Source organism: Flavobacterium saccharophilum, from assembly GCF_900142735.1.
Classification (GTDB): Bacteria; Bacteroidota; Bacteroidia; order Flavobacteriales; family Flavobacteriaceae; genus Flavobacterium; species Flavobacterium saccharophilum.
On the sequence record NZ_FRBY01000003.1, the window covers coordinates 550,875 to 571,283 of the forward strand.

Genomic DNA, 20,409 nt, shown 5'->3' on the forward strand with positions numbered 1-20,409 from the left:
ATACTTTTTTTCCTGATTCTAAATCTGATGTTTTACTCAGTACAAGGTCAGGAAAATCAAAAGTTGAATATCCCAACCAAACAAGATACCCTGAATGGTTCAATAACTCAGGAACGTATTTGGTGGGATATTCAGCATTATGCTTTAAGCATTAAACCTGATTATGTCAATAAAACAATAACAGGAAAAAATGTAATCGAATATACCGTTATAGACAAAAAGCATTCAGACTTAATGCAGATTGACTTAGTAAGTCCCCTTAAAATTGATAGTGTATTTCAAAAAGAAAAAAAAGTCGATTTTACACAAAATCAGAATATCTGGTATTTAAAATTACCTAAAAATCAAGCTTCTAAAAAAAACAAAATCACGATTTATTATTCTGGAAAACCAACAGAATCGATAAAACCTCCTTGGGATGGCGGATTAGTATGGGCTAAAGATTCCTTAAACAGGCCTTGGATTTCAGTAGCCTGCCAATACAAGGGAGCAAGTTTATGGTACCCCTGCAAAAATACAATGTATGATGAGCCCGATCACGGGGCTTCGATTGCTGTTACTACTCCAGATACCTTAATTGCGATCTCAAACGGGCGATTAAAAAATAAAATCAAAAATCATGACGGTACTCAAACCTATCAATGGGAAGTTAAAAATCCGATAAGTCATTACGGGATTTCATTTTATATTGGAAAATATATAAATATTAGTCAATTATATCAAGGCAAAAAAGGCAAATTAACTATGGATTACTGGGTTCTTGACTACAATAAGACCAAAGCTGAAAAGCATATGATTCCTGAAGTGAATACCACAATGAAATCCTTAGAACGTTGGTTTGGCGCCTTCCCTTTTTATGACGATGGTTTTAAAATGGCAGATGCACCTTATATTGGAATGGAGCATCAGAGTGCTATTGCCTACGGAGGTGGATATAAAAGAGGTACAAATAAAAAAGGCGGTGATATCTCGAATACCGGCTGGGGCAAAAAAACAGATAAAATAATCGTTCATGAAATGGCTCACGAATGGTTTGGCAACAATATGACCGCTGCTGATATTGCAGACCGATGGATTCAGGAAGGATTTGCCGGTCTTGCAGAAGAACTTGTTATCGCCGACATATCTGGCACACAAGCTGGTAATGAATTCATGGCTGGAAGATTTAGAACTATAGAAAACGACAAGCCCATAATAGCGCGCTACGGCATAAATGAAGATGGAAGCCAGGACAATTATGTAAAGGGATGGGCTATTTTGCATATGATTAAAAGTATTGTCGATAACGATTCAAAATATAGAGAAGTCCTTCAGGGCCTGAATCGTGATTTCTACCATAAAATTGTTACCACAAAACAAATAGAAAATTATATCAGTTTAAATACAGCTATTGACTTTCAATACTTGTTTGATCAATATTTGAGAACTAATCTTGTTCCCGTTTTAGAATATCAAATAAAAGACAATCAACTGCTTTATCGCTACAGCAACTGTAATGATAATTTTGCGATGCCAATTAAAACCAATCTTACAAAAGATATCTGGATTTACCCAACAACCACATGGAAATCAATGGATGTAAAAAAACTATTGCCAGACGACACTCTAAAAATTGATATTAATTTTTATATCACAACCAGGAAAACGTAGTAGATTTAACCAAAGTAACCCATAAAACACTACAGCGTTTTATGTTAATATTATGTTAAACAAAAATTAAACGATCGTTTAATTTAAACACTTGTTTAATTTTGTACCCGATTAGAAACACTACTATGTCAAACATCGAATTAAACGATAAAAAAATTCAGATTCTGGAGGTTGCTGAAAAGCTTTTTTCTGAGAAAGGATTTGAGGGGACATCGATACGGGATATATCGAAACATGCAAAAATTAATATTGCAATGGTTTCGTATTATTTTGGCTCAAAAGAAAGACTACTGGAAGCTTTAATTCTTTACAAAACTTCTGATTTAAAATTGCAACTCGAAAATTTACTGCAAGAAAATCTCGAACCTATTGAAAAAGTCAATAAATTAATCGAAATTTACATTAACAGAATCAGTTGTAACAAAGGGATTTTCAGAGTTTTACATTTTGAACTCAATTCAGAAAAAAGAGAAAAAAGCATGATCGCTTTTACTGAATTAAAAAAAGGAAATTTAAAATCTGTAGAAACGATTATCGCACAAGGGCAGGCAAAAGGCGTTTTTAGGAAAGATGTTATAATTCCGCTTCTTACGCCAACCATCATCGGAACCTTTTTTCACTTTCACATGAATAAATCTTTTTTTGTGGAGTTACTAAATTTAAAAACCGAAGAAATGTATAATAATTACATTAAAACCAGTCTTACAAAGCACATTCAACAAACTATAAAAGCGCTACTTGTTTATGAAAATTAATCCATTATTGCTCTTTGGTATTTTCTTCATCGGAATCTCATCAATAGAGGCACAAGAAAAAACAAGTTTAACCTTAGACGAAGCTGTAAAAATGGCTTGGGAAAAAAGTAACGAAGTTACACTTGCCAACACTAAGGTAAACTCAAAAAAATACGAGTTACAAGAGGTCAAAAACAATCAATATCCAGATATTAAAGTTTCAGGACAATATCAACGATTGACAAAAGCTTCAATCGATATGCATAATGATCAGGCTAGTGCCGAGCCAATGCCATCTCCGGATCAGGCATTGTTAGGAATGGCAACGCTTAGTTTGCCAATATTTTCTGGATTTAAAATTCAGAACAGCATCGAAGCTTATGATAATTTATATGAAGCTGAAAGTGCTTATGCTGCCAAAACAAAAGAAGATGTTGCTTTGCGTGTAATCACTTATTACACTGCCTTATACAAAGCGCAAAAAACGTTGGATCTTTTAAACGAAAATCAAAAACAGGCAAAACAGCGTGTTACTGATTTTACAGAACTAGAGAAAAACGGAATCATTCCAAGAAATGATTTATTGAAAGCACAATTATTGGTTTCAAAAACACAATTATCTATTGATGAAGCTAACAACAATATCAACAATATTAACTTTTATCTGACTACTTTACTTAAGTTAGATCCAAGTGTAAAATTGACTGTTAATGAAGGGGATTTCTTTAGCTTGAAAACAAGCAATGCTCCATCATCTGATGTAGTGGCACTTGAAAACAGAAAAGATTTAGAGGCAGTTCGTTTGCAACAAAAAGCGAGCGAGGCTAATATCAAAATAGCAAAAGCGGGCTATTATCCTTCACTTGCTTTATTAGGCGGATATACAGCGTTGGATCTTAAAGATTTTATTACTGTAAAATATGCAATGAATTTTGGACTTGGTTTATCATATGATATCTCAGGTCTCTATAAAAACAGTGCACATGTAAAAGTTGCTGAAAGCCAAGCTTTAGAAGCAAAAAGTTCAGAAGCAATTTTGACTGATCGTATTAAAAATGAAGTTCAGAAATCTATTGAAGATTATGACTTAGCGATCAATCAAAGCGTAGTTTATGACGAAGCACTTCAACAAGCATCTGAAAACTATAGACTTGTGAAAGATAAATTCGACAATGGCCTATCAGACACAAATGATTTAGTTGAAGCTGATGTTGAGCATTTAAGTGCCAAAATCAATACCGCTTTATCTAAAGCCACTATAATTCAAAAATATTACGAATTACTTTCAGTATCAGGACAATTATCTCAATCATTCAATCTTTCTAAAATATAATCGATAGCTCTCATGGAAAAGAAAAAAACAAATACTAAATTCATCATTATACTAACCGTTTTGGTTTTATTGGGGGGAACTTACGGAGTATCAAAATACTTACACGGACAAGCTCACGAAGAAACGGATGATGCTCAGATTGAGAAAAAAATGAATCCGATTATTCCGAGAGTATCTGGATACATTAGCAAAGTGTATGTAAAAGATAATGACTTTGTAAAAAAGGGAGATACTTTATTTACTATCGATAAGAGAGATTACCAATTAAAAATTGACGAAGCAAATGCTGCTTTATTAGGAGCTGAAGGCCAATATGAAGCTGCAAAAGCAGACATTGGAAGTGCTTACGCAAGTATCAATGTTTCAGATGCCAATATGAGATCTGCAAGCGGTTCTATCGAAAGTGCAAAAATCAGATTGAGACAACTTACAAACGATTTTAACCGTTATAATAATTTATACAAAACACATACGATTACAAAGCAACAATTTGAGCAAGCTCAGACTGCAAAAGAAGAAGCTGAAAATCAAGTACGTGTTTTAGAGCAACAACAAAGAGCTAGTTCTTACCAAAAATCGGTAATTGAGTCTAAATCTAAAGCTTCTGACAAACAAACAGAAGTTGCTGCAGCAAACATCAAAAGAGCTCAAACAATGTTGGATGTTGCTAAATTAAACCTTACTTATACTGTTGTAACTGCTGCAATTGATGGTCAGGTTTCTAAAGTTGATATTCAGCCAGGACAATTGGTTCAGCCAGGACAATCTTTATTTTACATCATCAATAACAATGAAGCCTGGGTTGTAGCTAACTTTAAAGAAACACAATTAAACAAAATGATCGTGGGACAAAAAGTAAGCTTAAAAGTAGATGCTTATCCTAATTATGAGTTTAAAGGAATTGTTACTTCATTCTCTCCAGCTACAGGATCTCGTTTTTCATTATTACCTCCTGACAATGCTACAGGGAACTTTGTAAAAACAATTCAGAGATTACCGGTAAAAATTAGTTTAGATCCATCGAATGACCCTGAGAAAGTAAAACTTTTGAGACCAGGAATGAATGTTGATGTAGACGTACATTTAAAATAAATAAATGGCAACAGCAGTACAAGCAGACGACGATTTAGTAGAATACGGTTACAGACGAGTTATTATTACAATTACAGCGGTACTTTGTGCTTTACTGGAAATTGTAGATACTACGATTGTAAACGTAGCTCTAACAGACATGCGCGGAAGTCTTGGTGCTACCTTGACCGATGTGGCATGGGTAATTACAGCATACGCGATTGCGAATGTAATTGTAATTCCGATGACGAGCTGGCTATCGCAGCAATTTGGAAGACGTAATTATTTTGTGGCTTCTATCATAATATTTACGGTCTGTTCCTTTTTATGTGGTAATGCAAGCAATATTTGGGAATTAGTAGCTTTTAGGTTTGTTCAGGGAATGGGTGGAGGTGCCCTTCTGGTAACAGCACAAACTATTATTACCGAAAGTTACCCCGTTGCAAAACGTGGTATGGCGCAAGCTATTTACGGAATGGGGGTTATTGTGGGACCAACTTTAGGACCACCTTTGGGAGGTTATTTAGTAGACAATTATTCCTGGCCTTATATCTTTTATATCAATATTCCATTAGGAATTATCGCTACTATTTTGGCATTAACATTTGTTAGAAGTCCGAAATACGGAGAAAAATTGAAAGCAAATCAGGTTGACTGGTGGGGAATTATATTGTTATCCGCTTTTATTGGATCCTTACAATTCGTTCTGGAACATGGTCAACAAGACGATTGGTTTAACGATTCTACAATTGTGATTTTAAGTGTTGTGTCCGTTCTGGGTTTAATACTTTTTATTTGGAGAGAGCTAACCTATAAACATCCAATTGTAAACTTAAGTGTTTTAAAAGATGGTAACTTAAGAATTGGAACCGTAATGTGTTTTATTCTTGGTTTTGGATTATACGGATCAACTTTAATTATTCCGATTTACACGCAGTCAATTTTAGGATGGACCGCAACGGATGCCGGATTACTATTGATTCCGGGTTCGATTACCACTGCGATCATGATGCCATTTGTGGGTAACATGATCCAGAAAGGGGTTCCGCAAGGTTATATGGTAGGAGTTGGATTCTTAGTTTTCTTCTTCTTTACTTTTATGATGCAAACTCGTATGACGCCTGATACTGGTGTAGAACATATGTATTGGCCATTGATTTTAAGAGGAATTGGTTTAGGATTGCTTTTTGTACCTATTACCACACTTTCGCTTTCAACTTTAAAAGGAAAACATATTGGTGAAGGAGCTGCTTTTACCGGAATGATGAGACAATTAGGAGGTTCATTTGGTATTGCTATTATTACCACTTTTATTACCCGTTTTAGTCAGGAACACAGAGTAAATCTGATCAACAATCTAGATCCTGCAAAATTTGAAGTGCAACAACGTATTCAAGGAATGCAGCGCGCCTTTATGGCAAAAGGATACAGTGCCGATGTTGCCCTTAAAAAAGCCTATCAGGCAATAGATTATGCTGTATTGAAACAAAGTACTGTAATGTCGTACATAGACATTTTCATGTATCTGGGAATCATGTTCTTATGTTGTATTCCAATTATCCTCTTTATCAAAAGAGGTAAAAACAAGATTAATCCTGCTGATGCAATGCATTAATAGCGTTAATATAATAATTGATTTATAATTTATAATACGAAAAAGCCGGGTAATTAATTTAACCCGGCTTTTTTATTTTATAAAATTATTCGTGTCGCATAGATTACAGGGATTGAAATCCCTGCCTACAATATAAATGGAGTCTCCGACTCCTTCGCAAAAAATCTTAGTGTCTTAGCAACTTAGAATCTTAGCATCTAAAAAAACTATCTCGTAAAAACCAAATGATTCCCCTTAGAAAGATTCGCATCAAACTGATATCCTTCATAATTAAAACCTTTCAAATCGTCAATAGTTTCAGCATTGGTATCAATAATATAGCGAACCATCATACCTCTCGCCTTTTTCGCGAAAAAACTGATCATTTTTAATTTCCCGTCTTTGTAATCTTTAAAATCCGGAGTAATTACAGGAACTTTTAATGCTTTTACATCAACGGCAGAAAAATATTCGTTACTGGCTAAATTCACAAACAACTCCCCCTTTGTCAACTCTTTATTTAATGCTTTTGTAACGGTTGGTTTCCAGAATTCATGTAGATTTTTGTATTCACCCACTGGCATTTTTGTTCCCATTTCTAAACGATACGCCTGCATTAAATCTAGTGGTTTTAAAACGCCGTAAAGTCCGGATAGAATTCTAAGTTTATCTTGTAATCCATCTAATTTTTCCAGTGGAATTGTATAAGCATCTAAACCGGTATAAACATCACCGTCAAAAGTATAAACGGCAGGACGTGCATTTTCAGGTGAAAAAGGCGTTTTCCACTTCTGATTGCGTTCCCAGTTTAAATCAGATAATTTATCTGAAATAGACATTAATTCAGATAATTCTGCTGGTTTTTTAGTTTTTAAAATTTTATGAACCTGACGCGCTTCTTTTAAAAATAAAGGTTCAGTATATTGAGTAGTTGGTAATTCTTTTTCGAAATTCAGTGACTTCGCTGGCGATATAACAATTTTCATTTGTACGTTTTTCTATGATTCAAAAATACAAATTGAAATTTTAAAAATGAGATATCAGAATTGATTTGTTTGATAGCTGTATAAAAGCGAAATATCGTAACAAGTCCCAGCGGGACAAAATGTTTATAGAAAAGAAATGTACAGCACTTCAAAACCCCAGCGTGGTGAAATAATAAATATTCTGTAATTTATATATCGCTCCCATGGAGCTTTAATAAAATCGTAATAAATTTAGCTATAAACATTCTGCTCCTCTGGAGCTTAAAATCTCATAAATGCTATTTTATCAAAAAAAGACAATCGAAACTATTAATTTCTTCAAAAAAGTACACGTTAGATTATAAAAGGCATTTTCTATGTTGTAAATTTGCACACGTTTCAATTTCTTCAGGAAAAGAAATGTCATACTTAAAAATTCTTGAATTCGTGGCTATACAAACAAACTATAAAACAGCTTTACAACATAAAATCTTCGGAATTATTTCGCAGGCATCTCAGGAACTAAACGTTGACAGTTATGTCATCGGTGGTTTTGTTCGTGATTTGCTTTTAAACCGAGGCTCAAAAAAAGACATTGATGTTGTTGCCGTTGGAAGCGGAATCGAACTGGCTTTGAAAGTTTCTGAATTACTTCCAAAAAAACCAAAAGTACAGGTTTTTAAGACTTATGGAACTGCAATGTTACGTTTTGAAGATACTGATATAGAATTTGTTGGCGCCCGAAAAGAATCTTATAATTTCGATAGCCGAAATCCAATCGTTGAAAATGGAACACTTGAAGACGATCAAAATCGTCGTGATTTCACTATAAATGCTTTGGCATTATCATTAAACGAAAAAACATTTGGAGATCTTTCTGACCCTTTTGATGGGTTGGCTGATTTGGAAAATAAGACAATCAAAACACCTTTAGATCCTGATATAACCTATTCTGATGATCCTTTGCGAATGCTTCGTGCCATTCGTTTTGCGAATCAGTTAGGTTTTGAAATAGAGAAAAATTCACTTGATGCAATTACTAAAAACGCAGAGCGAATTAAAATTATTTCGGGAGAAAGAATTGTCGATGAATTGAATAAAATTCTTTCGACAGATAAACCGTCAATCGGATTTTTACTTTTATACCAAACCGGACTTTTAGATATTATACTTCCTGAATTGACAGCTTTAAATCAGGTGGAAGAAATTGAAGGTCATACCCATAAAAATAACTTTTACCACACACTAGAAGTAGTCGATAATATTTGTCCAAATACAGATGATGTTTGGTTGCGTTGGTCGGCTTTGTTACACGATATTGGAAAAGCACCGACAAAACGTTTCACTAAAAAACAAGGCTGGACTTTTCACGGTCATGAATTTCTTGGCGGAAAAATGGCTAAGAAAATATTTGAACGCCTACATATGCCACTCAATCACAAAATGAAATTTGTGCAAAAAATGGTCATTATGAGTTCGCGCCCTATTGTTTTGGCGCAGGATATTGTGACAGATAGTGCTGTTCGCCGTTTGGTTTTTGATGCCGGCGAAGATGTTGAGGATTTAATGACTTTATGCGAAGCAGATATTACAACCAAAAATCCAGCAAAGTTCAAGAAGTATCATAAAAACTTCGATATTGTCCGCAAGAAAATTGTCGAAGTGGAAGAACGCGATCATGTGCGTAATTTTCAGCCGCCTATTTCTGGTGAAGAAATCATGGAAATCTTCAACTTGCAACCTTCACGTGAAATCGGAGTTTTAAAAGAAGCTGTAAAAGAAGCAATTTTAGAAGGTGATATTCCGAATGAATATCAGGCTGCTTATGATTTTGTAATCAAAAGAGCAGAAAAAATGGGTTTAAAAAAAGGTGCATAGTAACAAAGGTTTAAAACCTTACTTTAAAATTGTAGGAAAATTTACTTAATTTTGTAAAAAAATAAGTTATGACAACATCCGAATTAAAACTCTATCTATTTAAAAAAATAAGCGAAACAACTGACATTGATTTATTGTTAAAAATAAAATCTTTATTGGAAGAAAACAATTATGAAGTATCAGAAGAAAATTCATCTATAGTTAATGAACCGGCAATCGAATATAAAAGTTCAAAAACCAGAAATATTAGAATTTTTTCCGAAGCTGAACAAAAAAAAATAAACATTGCACTGGAGCAATATGAAAACGGACAGTGGATCTCGAATGAAGAAGCGCAAATAGAATTAGAAAAATGGTTCAAAGAACAAGAAAAATAGTTTGGACCGACTTTGCAAAAGAATCAAAATATGCAATTTTCTTATATTGGAATCAAAGAAATAAATCAACAACTTACAGTAGAAAATTAAATGCTTTGTTTCAAGAATCATTAAATCAAATAGTAAATTTTCCAGAAAGTTCGATTGAATCAAATGATATAAATGTCCGACTTAAAATTGCAAGTCATTTTGAATTAATCTATCACATTTCAAGTACTCAAATTACAATTTTGGATATTTGGGATACCAGACAAAATCCAGAAAATTTCCCTTTCAGATAAAATTAAAAACTCAGTAATTCAGAATTTAGTCACTTAAAAAAGAATGAAAAAACATTTCCCTACAATCGCAAAAACAGCATTAGTTTTAGTTTATTTAGTAATTGTCGCAGGAGCTTTGGTTCGTATGACAGGATCTGGAATGGGTTGTCCGGATTGGCCGAAATGTTTTGGGTATTATATTCCGCCAACAGATTTAAAAGAATTGACTTGGGAGCCGAACCGTGCATTTGAAAAAGGACAGGTAATCATTAAGGATGAAAGCTTACTGGTTGCAAAAGATAATTTTACGACTGAAACTTCTTTTGATCCTGCACATTGGGAAAAATACACTAAACATGATTATGCAATTTTTAATCCATTACATACCTGGATTGAATACATCAACAGACTTTGTGGTGCTTTAGCGGGACTGGCATGCTTTTTCATGGCAATCGCCTCTTTTAGATTTTGGAAACAAAACAAGAAAATCACTTTACTTTCCTGGTTGGTAGTCTTTATGATGGGCTTTCAGGCATGGTTGGGTGCAAAAGTGGTTTACTCCGTATTAAACCCAATAAAAATAACAGTTCATATGGTTATGGCCTTGGTTATTGTTGCTGTAATTTTATACATCATTCAATTGGCGAGACCAAAATTAGCTACTGTAAAATACAATTCTACTTTTAGAAATGTGCTTTTGTTTTCGCTTTTACTTACTTTAATTCAGGTAGCGATTGGAACACAAGTGCGTCAGTTTGTAGATGAACAAGTTAAAAATGGCTTGACTGCAAGTATTCTTTGGTTACAAAACCCATCGATTACTTTCTATGTTCACCGTTCCTTTTCTATTTTGGTGTTCTTGGTAAATGTTTATTTATACATTAAAAACACCAAATTTGGTTTGGGATATTCAAAAATAAACTGGGTAATTGCTCTAATTGGGGTTGAAATCCTAACCGGAATGGCGATGGCTTATCTTGATTTCCCAATAGGAAGTCAGGCGATTCATTTAGTATTGGCATCAATCTTATTCGGAATACAGTTTTACATGATTCTGGAGGCTAAGAAACCTAGCCCAGCCAACTCTTAAAATCCTGTACTTTTTCGCGGCTTACAACTACCTCATCTTCTTTGTATGAAGGTAAAATAACTTTTAGGCGAGAATTGGTATATACCTGAATTTCTTTTATAGCCTGAAGTGGCACAATAAATTTTCTGCTTACGCGGAAGAAATCCTTCATGTCTAATTCCTGTTCCAAAATTTCTAAAGTCGAATCGATCAAATAATTTCTGTTATCGAAAGTATGAATATACGTTCCTTTGTTTTCGCTAAAGAAACATTCTATTTCCTCTGTAGTTATTACTTTTAAATGCTGACCGATTTTAACGGTAAATCGTTTTTTATAATTTTTCTCAAAGGGATTTGAAAGCATTCGACGTATTTGCTCAAAATCAAGCTGAAGATTCTGATTTTCTGAAGTTGACTTTGGCATTCGAGCCTTAAATTTAGTAACAGCAACTTCTAAATCATCTTCGTCAATTGGCTTTAAAAGGTAGTCTATACTATTCAGCTTGAACGCTTTTAACGCATATTCATCATAAGCCGTTGTAAAAATGATAGCACTTTTAATGTCTATTTTTTCAAAAATTTCAAACGACAAACCATCAGACAATTGAATATCCAAAAAAATCAAATCCGGATGTTCATTGTTGGTAAACCAATCTACAGATTCTTCTACAGAGTGTAACATGGTTTCTACGGAAATTTCTAGCTTTTCAAGCTTTCGCTGCAATAATCTTGCTGCCGGTTTTTCGTCTTCTATAATTAATGTGGTCATTTACTAAACTGAAAAAATTGAAAAAAAATAATTTAAAATTACTCCCATTTATTGGTATTTGAAGCTTCCTTATCCATATATTCCTGAATTTTCTTTTGCTCCCAATCTCCATTGAAAAAAATATCTGGTCCAAACACTGTAAATGCATGAATCAATAAAGCAATGCCCCAGTAAAATGCTGTCGAATAAGTATGCCAATCTAATAAGCTATTTTCCTGAAGGTTCCATCCAAAAAAATCTCCATCCAAATTCGAAATAATGATTAAAACATTAATAATAATGTAAACCTTCAGGTGCGAGTAAAAACCTTTTATTTTCTTTACTTTTTTGTATGCCCTTTCAAAGCTTTCGTCATTCTTAAATTCCTGTGCGTATTCTTCGTACATACGTGTTCTAAAACGTCCCATTTTTTAAATTTTAAAAATTATTGCCATTTATTTTGATTCTCTTTTTCTTTATCCATGATCTCTTTGATCTTTCTTTCTTCCCAGCCTTTTCCTAATACCGGAAATACTTCAAAAACTTTCAAACCATGAAAAACGACTCCCACTCCCCACCACATTAATGGCCAGTAAAACCATAAATGATCTGGTGTTGTATATAAATTGATAAAAATCAAAACTATGTTAACAACAATAAAAGACGTTAAATTGCCATAAAATCCTTTTATATTCTCGACTTTCTTTTTAGCCAAATAATATTTATCCTCGTCATTAAAATGTACTTCCATAATTACTCCCATTTTTGTGTTTTTGTTCTTTTATCTAAAAGATTTTTCACTTTGCGTTCTTCCCATTCTTCTCCAAAGATTTTATAGTACGCAAATAAATCAATTGCGGACACTAAAAATACACTTGTCCATATTAGCATTACAACACTATTCAAATATATCACCGGAAAGAAATTTAGAGGTACTCCATAAAACTCTTTTAAAACATAGAGAATTAATGCAATAGCATAAATAAATGCATGTATATAAAAGGATCTCAGTTTAACTATCTTTTTACTAAAGATCGCTTCAAATTTAAATTTCCCCTGATTATAATTACAATTCGTTTCCATGACTATTTCCAGGTTTGTTTTTTACTTTCTTTTTCTTTTTCCAGAAATTCTCTAATTTTTCGTTCTTCCCATTCTTTATTAAAAAATGGTGAAACTCCAAAAGCTTTTAATCCATGGAAAAGGACTCCTACTCCCCATCCCAGTACGCACCAAATAAACCACAAATATTCTGGCGAAGTCATTAGATTTACAACAAGTAACATTATCGTTATAAGAATGAAAATTGTTAAATGCTGATAGAAATCTTTTATCTCTTTCACCTTTTTCTGAGCCTGATGATAGCGTCTTTCTTCATTATAATCTGGTTCCATGACTATTCCCAAGTTTGTGTTTTACTTTCTTTCTCCAAAATCTCCCGAATTTTTCGTTCTTCCCAATCTTTATTAAAAACTGGTGAAATTCTAAAAACTTTCCATCCGTGCATCACAATTGCAAATCCCCAGCCAAACACACACCATAAAAACCACAAATAACCAGGCGAAGTCATAAGATTTACAACCATAACAATCGGATTACAAATCAGGAATACAGTCAAATGTTCGTAAAATTCTCTTATTTCTTTGACTCTTTTTTGAGCCTGATAATAACGTTCAGCTTCTTCATACTTTGTTTCCATGATTATTTCCAGGTTTGCTTGTTGTTTTCCTTTTCCAGAATCTCTCTTATTTTTCGTTCTTCCCAATCTGAGCTGTAACCGAAAACTTTAAAAGCGTGCATTACAACTCCAAATCCCCAGCCTAAAGCCGAAAACCAAAACCACTGAAATCCAGGAGAATACCTCAAATTTATAAAAATTAAAAAGGGAATCACACAACAATACGAAATTACATTTCCGTAAAATCCTTTTAGTTCTTCTACTCTTTTCTTAGCTCTGAAATAAGCCTTATTTTCATCACTATAGTCTGCACTTGTTTCCATAACTGTTATTTGTTTCGTTAAAATTGGGATCTTAACGGTGAATGTTTCTTCATTTTGTTCGACCAATACTTTTCTGTTGGTTATAATTGCGTATCGATTTACGATGTTAGTCAACCCAACTCCTTGTCTGTCTTGTAAAACTTCTTTTTTCTGAAAATCATTTTGAATTGCTAAATAATCACCATCAATAAAAATTCTAATATGTAATGGTTTCTGTTCGCTTACCACATTGTGTTTTACCGTATTCTCTAATAAAAGTTGCAATGATAACGGAACCACTTTAGCATCCGGATTAATCGGTGTTGTTGGCAATTCGTAAAACAAACTATTTTCAAAACGCATTTTAAGCAGATTCATATACGTTTTGGCAAATGACAATTCATCATCAACCGAAACTAATTCTTTGTCTTTTTGCTCCAAAACGTAACGATAGATTTTAGATAAAGAAGTAGTGAATCGCTGTGCATTATCCGGGTTTTCTTCAATCAGAGAACTTAACACATTTAGGCTGTTAAAAAGAAAATGCGGATCGATCTGATTTTTTAAACTTTCGAATTTCGCATTTGCCGTTCCCGCGATAATCTTTTGTTGTGTGATTTCAAATTTTGATGCCTGTTTCCATTTTACCATAAAGCTTCTGGCCTGCATGAAAGTCGAAACCCCAAGAGATAAAATGATATAGAAAAGATGCACCCAGATCATTCTTTCGCTAAAAAAACTACCAAGAGGCATATTTTGTATTACTACAAAAATGATATAATTGATTCCCAAAACAGCTGGAACAGTATATAAAACAGTAACTAAAATTCCGTAATACACTCTTAAGTTAGTCTGCTCAAGCCAATCCCATTTTCTATCTAAAAGAACATTTATATATCCGTTTCCGAAACCTAAGCCAAAAGAATACAAACAACTTAAAAGGAATGTAATCAGAACATTTTTAAAAGTTAAATCGGCACCTAGAAAAGCGGAGAAAATTATTGTAAAGACCATAGAAATCCTGAAACAAGCTATCGTTCCACTCTTTAAATTCGAAAATGTATTTCTATTGTCTCTCATTATAATCTTCTTAAATTATTTTATTTTTTGCAATTTTTCTGTGTTTCCAAAGCTCTTTCTAATCCCCATTTTGGCGAAAAAGGCGTTTCTGGTTTAAAAGTAGCAAAAAGTTCGATAGCTTTATCAACTTGTGCGCAAAGCGGTTTTGTATCAACACCTGACCATTTTGCTCCACCTATTTGATAATCTGCTTCGCCAAAAACAATTCTTGGGTTGTTTGGGTCTATCGCTTTTCCTTTCGCGTAAGCTTCCATTACTTTAGCCGAATATTTCATTCCGTTAGTCATTGGATCTGCAACTACCCAAGCTGTATAAATCAAAGCCTGCATCGCATATAATTCTGCATTATTCTGATCCTTAATAAATTCTACATCTAAAGCGTCTTGTGCTTTTGTCAATAACAAATCGATTTTTGTTTTATCTTTCTCATTAAAAGCCGTTGTAGTGTTGATTAAAGCTACATAATAATTTGGCAAATAACTTGTTTTCTCAGCCGCCGCGATTCTTTCAAACATTGCCGAGGCATCAGCATTTTTTCCTTCTTTCCAAAGCCCAAAAGCTTTTCCCATTCCTTGTTCAAATTGTGTTTGTGCAGATAATAAACTGCAAATAAATAAAGTGGTAATTGTAATAATTTTGGTCATGATTTCTTTTTTTTAAGGTTCTAAGATTCTAAGTTACTAAGGGTCTAAGTTTTTTTTATTGATGATTAAAACTCTCTGTTATTGTTATTGTTATTGTTATTGTTATTGTTATTGTTATTGTTATTGTTATTGTTATTTCTAATTATACTTCAAAAGTAGATCTGATTTTACTGTTTTAAAATTAAATGATACTGAGTTGTCGAATTTGATGACTGAATTGTTTCTTTTTGAGGGGCAGAGGTTCAGAGTTGCAAAGGTTCAAAGGTTTTTTTCTAAATTCTGCGAATTTTGGAGTCTTAAAAATTAAGAAAAGAAACCTCTGTTCCTTTGAACCTTTGCCACTTTGCACCTTTACAAATTCTTCAACTGATTCTCATTTTTGTTCTTGCTAATGGTCCAAAAGAAGCCTACGAAGAAAAATCGGTCTGCGGTTGGTAAAACGGCTTGTCTTTGGTACACTCCGCTGGCATCTGGAAGTTTTGCGTAATCGTATCCAAAAACATTTTGGCTTCCTAATACATTTGAAACAGAGAAATACAAGATTTTTTGTGTTGTCAATAAATACGCCCAGTTAAAACTCAAACTGTTGTATGATTTTGTTTTTCCGTTCATAAACTGTGTTTGGTTTGGATCATTATATGGTCTTCCAGAACTATAATTATTAGTAAAACCTATTTGCGATTTCCAATCGGTAATGAAATACTTGGTTACAATTGATAAACTATGATTGGCTATAAAACTTGGTGTTGCCATCGTTGGGAAATTCTTATATTGTCTTTCTGAATCGATATAAGAATAAGAAATCCAATATTCTAAGTTTTTATACAAGTTACTGTCTCTCCAAAATAAATCCAATCCTTTCGCATATCCAGAACCGTTATTATTGAAAACCGAATTGTATGCAATATCTCTCGTATCGTACTGAACCAAATTGCGGTAATCTTTATAATACGCTTCGGCTCTAAAAGTTTGTCCTGGTTTTGTAAATTGATAATTTAAAATATAATGTCTTGCTTTTTCACTTTCAAATTGATGGTATTTCGAATATTTAATATAATCAACCACAGGCGTTTGAGAAAAATCTCCATAAGCAAATGAAAACTGACTACTTTTTGACACTTTATAAGCAATTGAAGCTCTTGGCGCAATATTGGTTTCATTCAACAAGCTATTATTTGAAAGCCTGAAACCTACTTTTGCTGCTAAATTTTTAGAGAATAAAATATCTCCTTCGGTATAAAAAGCGGCAATATTAGAATTGTAACCATTTGCAACCTGAATAGAAGCATTGTCATCGAAATTTTCATTGAATTTGGTAATGAAATAATCAGCTCCAAAAGACAATTTAAAATGATCCGATACATTTTTTCTTAGTTTCAATTTCAATTGTGCTGCATTTTCGTTACTATCAACATCGTTAATATCGTATTTTATTTTGTTGTTATTGTAGCCATAACTGATTCCTGATGTTAATTGCCAGCCCGTTCCAAAAGTTCCTTTGTAAGATGCATTCAGGTAGAAATTATTGTTGTTTAAATCAGTTCTGATTTTATCTTCGAAGTTTACATTTTTCTGATTTAAGTCAAATTTCTCCGAATCGAAAGCGGCGTACAATTTGAAAATTCCATTTGTGAAATGATAACGATAAACTGTTTCTCCAGACAAAGATTGGTACGGATTATTCCAATCAACATTTTGCGGAACTACTGCCTGATAAGGTGCTAAATTGATATAAGCAGTATTTACGCTCAACGAACTTTTTTTCCATTTTTGAGTATTTCCCAAACCCAAACCAACTGTCATCAAAGCGATATCGGTTTTATTCATATCTGGCTCGTCTTGTGTATTCAATAATAAAACACTCGATAAAGCCTCGCCATATTCAGCCGAATAACCTCCGGTCGAGAAAGCAATTCCGCTGAATAAAAAAGGAGAAAATCTTCCTCTTGTTGGTAAATTATTGGTTGTAGCGCCATACGGTTGAGCTACACGAATTCCGTCAACAAAAGTTTGTGTTTCGCTGGCTTCTCCTCCACGTACAAACAAACGCCCATCTTCACCCACAGTTTGCGTTCCTGGCAAAGTTTGCAAAGCTGCAATAATGTTTCCTGCAGAACCTGCTGTGGTTACAATGTCTAACGGTTTTAAAACAGAAACCCTTGCCTTATCTCCAGATTCTAAAGTTCCGGCGGTAATGACAACGGCATCAAGTGCATTTACATTTTCTCTTAATTTTATGGTTTGATTTTTAAAATTGGTAACATCAATTTCTGTTTTGAATGTTTCGTAAAGTAAAAAACTAACAATTAGAGACTGATTTCCTGTTGCAGTAGTTTCGAAAGAAAATTCTCCGGTTTCAGAACTTGTTGCTCCGTCGTAAGTTCCGTCGATATAAATATTAGCGCCTGGAACCGGTTTTCCTTTTTGGTCAACCACTTTTCCGGAAATGGTGTTTTGAGCAAAAAGGAAAGCTGTTAAAAATAAAAAGACAATTGTAAAAAGTGTTTTGGTTTGCATGATCTTGGTTTTTGATGACGCAAATGTATTTTAACAGTACTTGTTAAAAAATATTAAATAACCCAATTGTAGAATTTCGGGGATGAGTTGTAAAATACTTATTTGTATCTTAGCTCTTAGTTCGTAGTATTAAATAAAAAACAATAAATGAACATAGCAGTCGCACAAATAAAGCCTGCAAAGGGAGATATTTCAGCTAACATAGAAAAGCACCTCAAATTTGTAGAAATAGCATCATCATTAAATGCAAATTCTATTTTTTTTCCTGAACTTTCCTTAACAGGGTATGAACCTGATTTAGCCAAAGATCTGGCAACTGACAAAGATGATAATCGTTTTGACACTTTTCAGAAAATTAGCAATCTAAAAAAGATAACAATTGGAGTTGGAATTCCAACAAAAACAAAAAGCGGACTACAAATTAGTATGATTGTGTTTCAACCGGATCAACAGAGAATCTCCTATTCAAAGCAACAACTTCATGAAGATGAGTTTTCTTATTTTGAAAATGGTACTGAACAAGTCATAATCAAAATTGAAAACCAAAAAATTATCCCAGCAATTTGCTACGAAAGCCTACAAATAGAACATGCCGAAAAAGGAAGTAATCTTGGAGGTGAAATTTATGTTGCCAGCGTAGCCAAATCAAAAAATGGAGTAGAAAAAGCCTTTATACACTACCCGGAAGTGGCAAAAAAATATTCTATGCCCATTTTAATGTCAAATTGTATTGGAGAATGTGATAATTTTGTAAGTATTGGTTTTAGTTCTGTTTGGACAAAAGAAGGAAAACTAGCAGAGCAACTCGACAACAAAAACGAAGGCATACTTGTTTTTAATACAACAACTGAAGAAGTAATAAAGCAGATTATCTAGCAAAAATTTGATTTACACAACTGAAAAACAGCTTAAAAAAACATATTAAAAAACACAATTAATCCCTATTAGCTATGTCAGAAAGTAAAAGAGTTTCGAATTTATATCAATCCATTTACAATGGAAATCCCTGGCTGGAAGTAACTCTGGCTGATACTTTAAAAAATGTAACTGCTGAACAAGCTTATAAAAAAGCAAATCCAAACCTCAATACAATTTGGGAAATTGTCAATCATCTTATACAGTGGAGAAGAAATATTTTAAGACGTGTTCAGGGAGAAATAATTACAACCCCTAGTCACAATTATTTTGTTCCTGTTTTAGATCCATCCGAAGCAGCATGGGAGCAATCCTTGCAAAGTCTTGCAAAATCACAGGAATTATGGACCGCCTTTTTTAATGATTTTAATGATGCTGATTTTGATAAAATAGATCCAAATAACAATCATAATTTTTATGAAGATATTCATGGCATTATTCAGCATGATGTTTATCATCTGGGACAGATCGTTATTTTGAAGAAATTGGTCTAAACTATTCCATATGAAAAACATTGATAAAGTACAAAATTTACTTCCTTTAGGATATCTTTTTCTTATACTTTTAGGAATAGCAAAAGAAAGCATATTTTATTATCAACTTGGAATAAACATCGTGAGGTATTCGTCTATAATGGATATTTTGATAAGTCCGGTAGCCGCAATTACATCAAATCCCATATTCTTTATAACGGTATTAATTTTATTCATTTTTTCTTTTAAACTTCCGCAGATCTTGCTTAAAAATGAAGATAAGAAAGGGCTGCATAAGGTTTTTGGATCGAAGATTACTAAAACTGAGAAAACTAAAAATGAAGTTCCGGAAAAGGAAAGAATAGATTATTATAACAACGTTGCAATAGAATTTCTTGCTGCTTTTCTAATATCCATTTTCCTGGGATATGGATTTGCTGATGGCAGATATATTTCTCAAAAAATAAAAAACAATAAAATTGACTATAATTATAAGCTAAATTATACGAATGATAAATCTGAAAATATTTATGTAATTGGTTCTAATACTGCATACTACTTTTATTTATCAGAAGGAAATCCGACAGTCAAGATTGCACCTGTAGCCTCGATCAGGAACTTGGAATTGACAAAAAACAGAATGCTAAATAAATAATACGCTGACGATGAAAAAATCTATACTAATTCTATTTCTTTTGTTTTGCTGTGAGGGATTTTCACAGGAAACAGAAGTGAAATTCGACGAAAGTTTGGCAAAATCTTTAAACGCCGATGAATACGGAATGAAGAAATACGTTTTCTGTCTTTTGAAATCCGGGACAAATAAAACGGCTTCAAAAGAAGAAACCCAAAAATTATTTGAAGGTCATATGAAGAATATCAACAAATTAGCCAAAGAAGGAAAATTGGTTGTTGCCGGACCTTTTATGAAAAACGACCGAAATTACAGAGGCATTTACATTTTTAATGTTGAAACAGTTCAGGAAGCAGAAGCACTTGTTGCAACGGACCCGGCGATACAGGCAAAATTACTTGAGGCCGAATTAACGCCTTGGTATGCGACAGCGGCTTTGCAGGAAACTGTAAAAATTCACGAGAAGATTTCGAAGAAAAAAATGTAG

General features: G+C 33.4%; 23 protein-coding genes. 13 read left to right on the top strand and 10 right to left on the bottom strand.

Translation table 11 applies throughout. The features are described 5' to 3' along the window. Positions 1–27 precede the first annotated feature (27 nt). From BUA98_RS12370 to BUA98_RS12390, 5 genes are all read left to right on the top strand, one after another. The gene (locus BUA98_RS12370; protein ID WP_072972902.1) at positions 28–1,650 is read left to right on the top strand and encodes a M1 family metallopeptidase; all 1,623 of its coding nucleotides are present in this window, start codon (positions 28–30) and stop codon (positions 1,648–1,650) included. Positions 1,651–1,775: 125 nt separating this feature from the next. Next, a complete protein-coding gene (locus BUA98_RS12375) occupies positions 1,776–2,405 on the top strand; it encodes a TetR/AcrR family transcriptional regulator (protein ID WP_072972904.1) in 630 nt (209 codons plus the stop codon). Further along, on the top strand, positions 2,395–3,717 hold the full coding sequence (locus BUA98_RS12380) for a TolC family protein (protein WP_072972906.1): 1,323 nt from the start codon (positions 2,395–2,397) through the stop codon (positions 3,715–3,717). The genes BUA98_RS12375 and BUA98_RS12380 overlap by 11 nt, the downstream gene beginning before the upstream one ends. A gap of 12 nt (positions 3,718–3,729) precedes the next feature. Then, entirely contained in the window at positions 3,730–4,809 is a 1,080-nt protein-coding gene (locus tag BUA98_RS12385; RefSeq protein WP_072972908.1) for an HlyD family secretion protein, read from the top strand. Positions 4,810–4,813: 4 nt separating this feature from the next. Next, positions 4,814–6,403, top strand: coding sequence for a DHA2 family efflux MFS transporter permease subunit (locus tag BUA98_RS12390; RefSeq protein ID WP_072972909.1), 1,590 nt, complete (start codon positions 4,814–4,816; stop codon positions 6,401–6,403). A gap of 206 nt (positions 6,404–6,609) precedes the next feature. Here BUA98_RS12390 and yaaA read toward each other — a convergent pair whose 3' ends face one another. Then, the gene (gene yaaA, locus BUA98_RS12395; RefSeq protein WP_072972910.1) at positions 6,610–7,368 is read right to left on the bottom strand and encodes a peroxide stress protein YaaA; all 759 of its coding nucleotides are present in this window, start codon (positions 7,366–7,368) and stop codon (positions 6,610–6,612) included. Between the two features lie 399 nt (positions 7,369–7,767). Between yaaA and BUA98_RS12400 the strand changes: the two genes are divergently transcribed. The 4 genes from BUA98_RS12400 (at position 7,768) to BUA98_RS12415 (ending at position 10,952) form a co-directional block, all read left to right on the top strand. After that, positions 7,768–9,225, top strand: coding sequence for a CCA tRNA nucleotidyltransferase (locus BUA98_RS12400; protein ID WP_072972911.1), 1,458 nt, complete (start codon positions 7,768–7,770; stop codon positions 9,223–9,225). A 68-nt stretch (positions 9,226–9,293) separates the two neighbouring features. Continuing rightward, positions 9,294–9,602: a hypothetical protein gene (locus tag BUA98_RS12405; protein ID WP_072972912.1), complete on the top strand. Its 309-nt coding sequence runs from the start codon at positions 9,294–9,296 to the stop codon at positions 9,600–9,602. Further along, positions 9,578–9,883: a type II toxin-antitoxin system RelE/ParE family toxin gene (locus BUA98_RS12410; RefSeq protein ID WP_072972913.1), complete on the top strand. Its 306-nt coding sequence runs from the start codon at positions 9,578–9,580 to the stop codon at positions 9,881–9,883. Before BUA98_RS12405 ends, BUA98_RS12410 begins: the two co-directional genes overlap by 25 nt. Before the next feature lie 43 nt (positions 9,884–9,926). After that, the gene (locus BUA98_RS12415; protein ID WP_072972914.1) at positions 9,927–10,952 is read left to right on the top strand and encodes a COX15/CtaA family protein; all 1,026 of its coding nucleotides are present in this window, start codon (positions 9,927–9,929) and stop codon (positions 10,950–10,952) included. Here the strand turns inward: BUA98_RS12415 and BUA98_RS12420 are convergent. From BUA98_RS12420 to BUA98_RS12460, 9 genes are all read right to left on the bottom strand, one after another. Further along, positions 10,933–11,700, bottom strand: coding sequence for a LytR/AlgR family response regulator transcription factor (locus tag BUA98_RS12420; protein ID WP_072972916.1), 768 nt, complete (start codon positions 11,698–11,700; stop codon positions 10,933–10,935). The genes BUA98_RS12415 and BUA98_RS12420 overlap by 20 nt on opposite strands. A gap of 38 nt (positions 11,701–11,738) precedes the next feature. Beyond that, on the bottom strand, positions 11,739–12,107 hold the full coding sequence (locus BUA98_RS12425) for a 2TM domain-containing protein (protein WP_072972917.1): 369 nt from the start codon (positions 12,105–12,107) through the stop codon (positions 11,739–11,741). A 17-nt stretch (positions 12,108–12,124) separates the two neighbouring features. After that, a complete protein-coding gene (locus BUA98_RS12430; protein ID WP_244279201.1) occupies positions 12,125–12,430 on the bottom strand; it encodes a 2TM domain-containing protein in 306 nt (101 codons plus the stop codon). A gap of 2 nt (positions 12,431–12,432) precedes the next feature. Beyond that, positions 12,433–12,762, bottom strand: coding sequence for a 2TM domain-containing protein (locus tag BUA98_RS12435; protein ID WP_072972921.1), 330 nt, complete (start codon positions 12,760–12,762; stop codon positions 12,433–12,435). Between the two features lie 2 nt (positions 12,763–12,764). Continuing rightward, positions 12,765–13,073 (bottom strand): 2TM domain-containing protein, encoded by a 309-nt coding sequence (locus tag BUA98_RS12440; protein WP_072972922.1) that lies wholly within the window; start codon positions 13,071–13,073, stop codon positions 12,765–12,767. Between the two features lie 2 nt (positions 13,074–13,075). Then, entirely contained in the window at positions 13,076–13,378 is a 303-nt protein-coding gene (locus BUA98_RS12445; RefSeq protein ID WP_072972924.1) for a 2TM domain-containing protein, read from the bottom strand. A 2-nt stretch (positions 13,379–13,380) separates the two neighbouring features. Continuing rightward, a complete protein-coding gene (locus tag BUA98_RS12450; RefSeq protein ID WP_072972926.1) occupies positions 13,381–14,739 on the bottom strand; it encodes a 2TM domain-containing protein in 1,359 nt (452 codons plus the stop codon). Positions 14,740–14,759: 20 nt separating this feature from the next. Beyond that, entirely contained in the window at positions 14,760–15,383 is a 624-nt protein-coding gene (locus tag BUA98_RS12455) for a hypothetical protein (protein WP_072972927.1), read from the bottom strand. A gap of 351 nt (positions 15,384–15,734) precedes the next feature. Beyond that, positions 15,735–17,900, bottom strand: a complete 2,166-nt coding sequence (locus BUA98_RS12460) for a TonB-dependent receptor (protein ID WP_072972929.1) — start codon at positions 17,898–17,900, stop codon at positions 15,735–15,737. Positions 17,901–18,047: 147 nt separating this feature from the next. Here BUA98_RS12460 and BUA98_RS12465 point away from each other — a divergent pair, with 147 nt between their 5' ends. The 4 genes from BUA98_RS12465 to BUA98_RS12480 all read left to right on the top strand — a co-directional run bounded on the left by BUA98_RS12465 (position 18,048) and on the right by BUA98_RS12480 (position 20,409). Beyond that, complete coding sequence (locus tag BUA98_RS12465; RefSeq protein WP_072972930.1) at positions 18,048–18,776, top strand: carbon-nitrogen hydrolase family protein; 729 nt, start codon at positions 18,048–18,050, stop codon at positions 18,774–18,776. Positions 18,777–18,850: 74 nt separating this feature from the next. Then, complete coding sequence (locus BUA98_RS12470; RefSeq protein ID WP_072972932.1) at positions 18,851–19,309, top strand: DinB family protein; 459 nt, start codon at positions 18,851–18,853, stop codon at positions 19,307–19,309. A 10-nt stretch (positions 19,310–19,319) separates the two neighbouring features. After that, positions 19,320–19,943, top strand: coding sequence for a hypothetical protein (locus BUA98_RS12475; RefSeq protein ID WP_072972934.1), 624 nt, complete (start codon positions 19,320–19,322; stop codon positions 19,941–19,943). A gap of 10 nt (positions 19,944–19,953) precedes the next feature. Then, positions 19,954–20,409 carry a YciI family protein gene (locus BUA98_RS12480; protein ID WP_072972936.1) on the top strand — a complete coding sequence of 152 codons (456 nt, stop codon included), beginning with the start codon at positions 19,954–19,956 and terminating at the stop codon, positions 20,407–20,409.